Raw genomic sequence first — 4110 nt, 5'->3', positions numbered from 1 at the left:
GGCGCCTCGATGCCCTCGGCCGTCAGCTCCGCGTCCCCGACCGCGATCTTGCTGTCCAGGACGAGATCGCAGTGGTCCCGCAGCTGGCGCGGTGCTGCCGCCGCGTCACCTCGCCGACGGCCCGGGCGGGCCGTCCCGGCCCACTCGTGCCCGGCCTTTCGTGCCCCGGCCTTCCGCGCGTCGGCCTTCCGCGTCCCGGCCCACTCGTGCCCCGGCCTTCCATGCCCTGGCCTTCCGTGCGTCGGCCCCCGCACCGCGCCCGACGTCTCCCGCGCCCGATGTCTCCCGCGCCCGGACCTCGTCCGGTATCCGTGCCACCGTTCGGAGCAACGTCACACCGGTCCGTGGTTCCGCCCCGTCCCGCCCGCGGCCTAGGGTCAAGGTCATGTTCGCCGCCTACGCCGCTCGCATCGACCGTGACCAGCCGCTCAACGGCCTCGTGCTGGGGGACCGCCCCGCGCCTCAGGCCCGCCCCGGCTGGACGACCGTCAACGTCAAGGCCGCCTCGCTCAACCACCACGACCTCTGGTCGCTGCGGGGCGTCGGTCTCGGGGAGGAGTCCCTGCCGATGATCCTCGGCTGTGACGCCGCGGGGACCGACGAACACGGGAACGAGGTGGTCATCCACTCCGTGATCGGGCAGACCGGCCACGGCGTGGGCCCGGACGAGCCGCGCTCCATCCTGACCGAGCGCTACCAGGGCACCTTCGCCGAACAGGTCACCGTCCCCGCCTGGAACGTCCTGCCCAAGCCGAAGGAGCTCTCCTTCGAGGAGGCCGCCTGTCTGCCGACGGCCTGGCTGACCGCGTACCGGATGCTGTTCACCAACGCGGCCGTCCGGCCCGGCGACTCGGTCCTGGTCCAGGGCGCGGGCGGCGGAGTGGCCACGGCCGCGATCGTGCTCGGCCGGGCCGCCGGACTCCGCGTCTACGCCACCAGCCGGGACGAGGCCAAGCGCAAGCGCGCCGTCGAACTGGGCGCGGTCGAGGCCTTCGAGCCCGGCGCGCGGCTGCCGCAGCGGGTGGACGCGGTGATCGAGACGGTGGGTGCCGCGACCTGGTCCCACTCCGTCAAGTCGCTGCGGCCGGGCGGCACGCTGGTCATCTCCGGCGCCACCTCCGGACCCAGCCCGAAGTCCGCCGAGCTCAACCGGATCTTCTTCCTGGAGCTGAAGGTCGTGGGCTCCACCATGGGCGACAAGGGCGAGCTGGAGGACCTGCTCAGCTTCTGCGCGGCGACCGGCGTACGGCCTGTCATCGACAGCGTGCTGCCGCTGGACCGGGCCCGCGAGGGCTTCGAGAAGATGGCCGGCGGGGACCTCTTCGGCAAGGTCGTCCTGACGGTGTGACACCGCGCGCCGTGGGACACCACGCGCGGCGCTGCCCGGTGTGACACCACGCGCCGCCCGGTGGGACACCCTGGGCGGCGCCCGCCGCGGGAACGCGCCGCGGACCCGGCCGGGCGGGGCGGATTCCTCCTCCTCGCCCGGTGGCCGGGTGCCCGGCGGCCGGGCCCGGAGGATCACTCCGCGGGCTGCCGGTCCTCCGGGCCGTGCAGCAGCGCCGCCAGGTGCGCCGCCGCCGCGGACAGATGGCGCCGGGCCTCCCGCAACTGGTCCTCGCTGACGCCGTGGTCGCGGGCGAGGTCGCGCACGTCGTCCCGGAAGCGGTCCAGGAGACGCTCCAGGTCACGGGCCGGGTCGGCGGACGGCGCGGCCGGATCCTCGGCCCACTCCGGGGTACGCCCGGCCGGCTCGGGCCGGATGTACGGGGGCCGGGCGGTGACCCGCTCGGCCAGTCCGCCGAGCGTCCCGACCTGGCGCGTCAGTTCCGTCATCCCCTCGCGCAGCGCGCCCTGCCAGTCCCCGGTCCGGGCGTGCGACTGCACCTGGTCCTGGACCTGACGCGCGATCCGCCGGACCTCCTCCTGCGCCTGCGCCCGCGCGTCCTTGGCCTGCTCGCGGGCCTGTTGGGCGTCCTGCTGCGCCCGGCGGCTCTCCTCCCTGGCCCGGCGGGCCTGTTCCTTCCACTCGTCCTTGGCCCGGCGCATGTCCTCCTTGGCCTGCCGCCAGGCGTCGTTGTCCTCCCAGGGAGCCCCGTGAGTCCGTCCGGACGTCCGGGCGTCGCGGGCGGCGGCGCGCATCTCCCGGCGGAGGTCGCCGGCCGACGCGCTGACGTCCTGCCGGATCTCGGCGGCGAGTTCGGCCACCGAATCGCGGATCTCCAGCTCCAGCTCGGCGAGTTCCCCCTGCCGGCCGGCGAGTTCCGCGCGCCCGGCGTCGGTGATCGAGTACACCTTGCGGCCGCCCTCGGTGGTGTGGGTGACCAGGCCCTCGGCCTCCAGCTTCGCCAGGCGGGGATAGACGGTGCCGGCGGACGGCGCGTACAGCCCCTGGAAGCGCTCCTCCAGCAGTCGGATCACCTCGTAGCCGTGGCGCGGTGCCTCGTCGAGCAGCTTGAGGAGATACAGCCGCAGCCGGCCGTGGGCGAAGACGGGGGGCATGTCAGAGCACCTTCTTGTCGGTGGGGCGGGCGGGTGCGCCCGAGCCGTCGGGGCCGGCGGGCGCGGCGCCGTCGTCGAGGTGCGGGCCGGCGCCGTCGGGCGCTCCGGCGTCCTCCGCCGCCGGCCTGCGCAGCAGGGCGATGGCGCCCGAGACGGTCGCGGCGGTGAGGGTACCGGTACCGGCGCCGAGGGTTCCGGTGATGCGCTTGGCGCCCCACTGGCCGGTGACCCGCAGATCGTCGAACGCGTTGGAGAGCGCGCCACTGGTGGTGTCGGCGGTGACCGTCGCGTCGGCGGGGTGCGGCAGCCGGATCGCCACCTCGCCGGAGACGGTCGTCAGGCGGATGTCCGGGCCCGCGCCGACGGGGGCGAGGTCCAGCGCGAGGTTGCCGCTGACCGTCTCCGCCGTCACCGCGGTGCCGGAGCCGTCGAGCACGGTGAGGTCGCCGGAGACCGACTGGAAGCGCAGGTCGCCGGTGACCGACTGGGCCTCCAGCCGGCCGCTGACCGTCTCCGCCCGGACGGGGCCGGTGAGCCCGACGAGGGTGCTGTCACCGGAGACGCTCCGCAGCTCCGTACGCCCGGAGACGCCGGAGACGAACGCCGCCGCGCCGACCACCCCCACCTCGACACCGGAACCGGCCGGAACGGTGACCGACACGACGGCGTGCCGCTTCCAGCTCCTGTGGTCGAGCCAGCTCCTGCGGTCGCGCCAGGTCCTGCGGTCCAGCCAGGCGAAGAGACCCTTCCGGGTCAGGTCGTCGTAGGTGACGGTCAGGACGCTCCCCTCCTGGGTGACGGTGAGCGGGGGCCCGTCGAGCTCCGAGACCTCCAGCCGGGCGGGCTCCCCGCTGTCCGTGCCGACGACGTTGACCGTGCCGCCCACGATGCGCACGGTGACGGCGCTGACGGGCTCGTCGAGGGCGAGCGTGCGCGGCTCGCCGATGGACCACTCGGAACGGGCTGACATCCCTGACCTCCTCCGGGCGGAACGCGACGCAACATATCGCGTCCCCTTTCAGAACACGATATATCGCGGATGTGGGAAGTCAAGGGAGCCGGTCGGGGACGCGTGCAGCCGGGACGCGTAAGTCGCGAGACGGGCACGCTGCCCGGACGGTCGCGATACAGCGCCGGGGGCCGCGCCCCTGAGCCGGTACTCGGCCCCCGTGCCAGGGCAGGGGCGGCTGGGGCGCCCGGCCCGCGGATCGACCGGCTTCCGGCCTACTCGTCGTCCTCGTCGTCCAGCCGGGCGAGCCAGGTGGCCAGCCGCTCCACCGGGACCTCGAAGTCCGGGTTCAGATCGACGAATTCGCGCAGCCGCTCGGCGACCCAGGCGAAGGAGACCTCCTCCTCGCCCCGCCGGCTCTCCAGCTCCTCGATACCGCGGTCGGTGAAGTACACAGTGCTGCTCCAGGTCGGTGAGTGCTTGCGCCCCAGATTATGCGGGCGCCGAGGGGCCCCGGCCGGGGTGGCCCCGGACGGGGGAGGGCGTGCGGGGCAGTGCTGAGCGGCCCGCCCGGCGGGGTCCCGGACTTACTGTGGTTCGCCGCCATCGACCACGAGGGCAAGGCCGGGAGCGGCAGCGTCAAGATGCCCTCGGTGGAG

The 4110-nt window shown here is 74.5% G+C and carries 4 protein-coding genes and 1 pseudogene; 1 reads left to right on the top strand and 4 read right to left on the bottom strand.

Annotation, left to right across the window (positions count from 1 at the left end):
- Nucleotides 1-83, bottom strand: a pseudogene (locus ABT112_RS34760) (SIS domain-containing protein); the annotation flags it as partial.
- Nucleotides 84-385: 302 nt separating this feature from the next.
- On the opposite strand from ABT112_RS34760, the gene ABT112_RS34755 reads away from it, so the two are divergent.
- On the top strand, nucleotides 386-1348 hold the full coding sequence (locus tag ABT112_RS34755) for a zinc-binding dehydrogenase (RefSeq protein WP_351515786.1): 963 nt from the start codon (nucleotides 386-388) through the stop codon (nucleotides 1346-1348).
- Between the two features lie 173 nt (nucleotides 1349-1521).
- Here ABT112_RS34755 and ABT112_RS34750 read toward each other — a convergent pair whose 3' ends face one another.
- The 3 genes from ABT112_RS34750 to ABT112_RS34740 form a co-directional block, all read right to left on the bottom strand.
- The gene (locus ABT112_RS34750) at nucleotides 1522-2502 is read right to left on the bottom strand and encodes a PadR family transcriptional regulator (protein ID WP_351515785.1); all 981 of its coding nucleotides are present in this window, start codon (nucleotides 2500-2502) and stop codon (nucleotides 1522-1524) included.
- Between the two features lies 1 nt (nucleotide 2503).
- On the bottom strand, nucleotides 2504-3472 hold the full coding sequence (locus ABT112_RS34745) for a DUF4097 family beta strand repeat-containing protein (RefSeq protein WP_351515784.1): 969 nt from the start codon (nucleotides 3470-3472) through the stop codon (nucleotides 2504-2506).
- A gap of 254 nt (nucleotides 3473-3726) precedes the next feature.
- Complete coding sequence (locus tag ABT112_RS34740; RefSeq protein ID WP_351515783.1) at nucleotides 3727-3906, bottom strand: DUF6104 family protein; 180 nt, start codon at nucleotides 3904-3906, stop codon at nucleotides 3727-3729.
- Nucleotides 3907-4110 lie beyond the last annotated feature (204 nt).

The organism is Streptomyces sp. NPDC002055 (genome assembly GCF_040296705.1).
GTDB lineage: Bacteria > Actinomycetota > Actinomycetes > Streptomycetales > Streptomycetaceae > Streptomyces.
This window is presented reverse-complemented; position numbering and strand designations above follow the sequence as displayed.

Excerpts from the sequence above, each read along its gene's own strand:
- ABT112_RS34755 (WP_351515786.1), top strand. The coding sequence starts at position 386 with ATGTTCGCCGCCTACGCCGCTCGCATCGACCGTGACCAGCCGCTCAAC.
- ABT112_RS34750 (WP_351515785.1), bottom strand. The coding sequence starts at position 2,502 with ATGCCCCCCGTCTTCGCCCACGGCCGGCTGCGGCTGTATCTCCTCAAG.
- ABT112_RS34745 (WP_351515784.1), bottom strand. The coding sequence starts at position 3,472 with ATGTCAGCCCGTTCCGAGTGGTCCATCGGCGAGCCGCGCACGCTCGCC.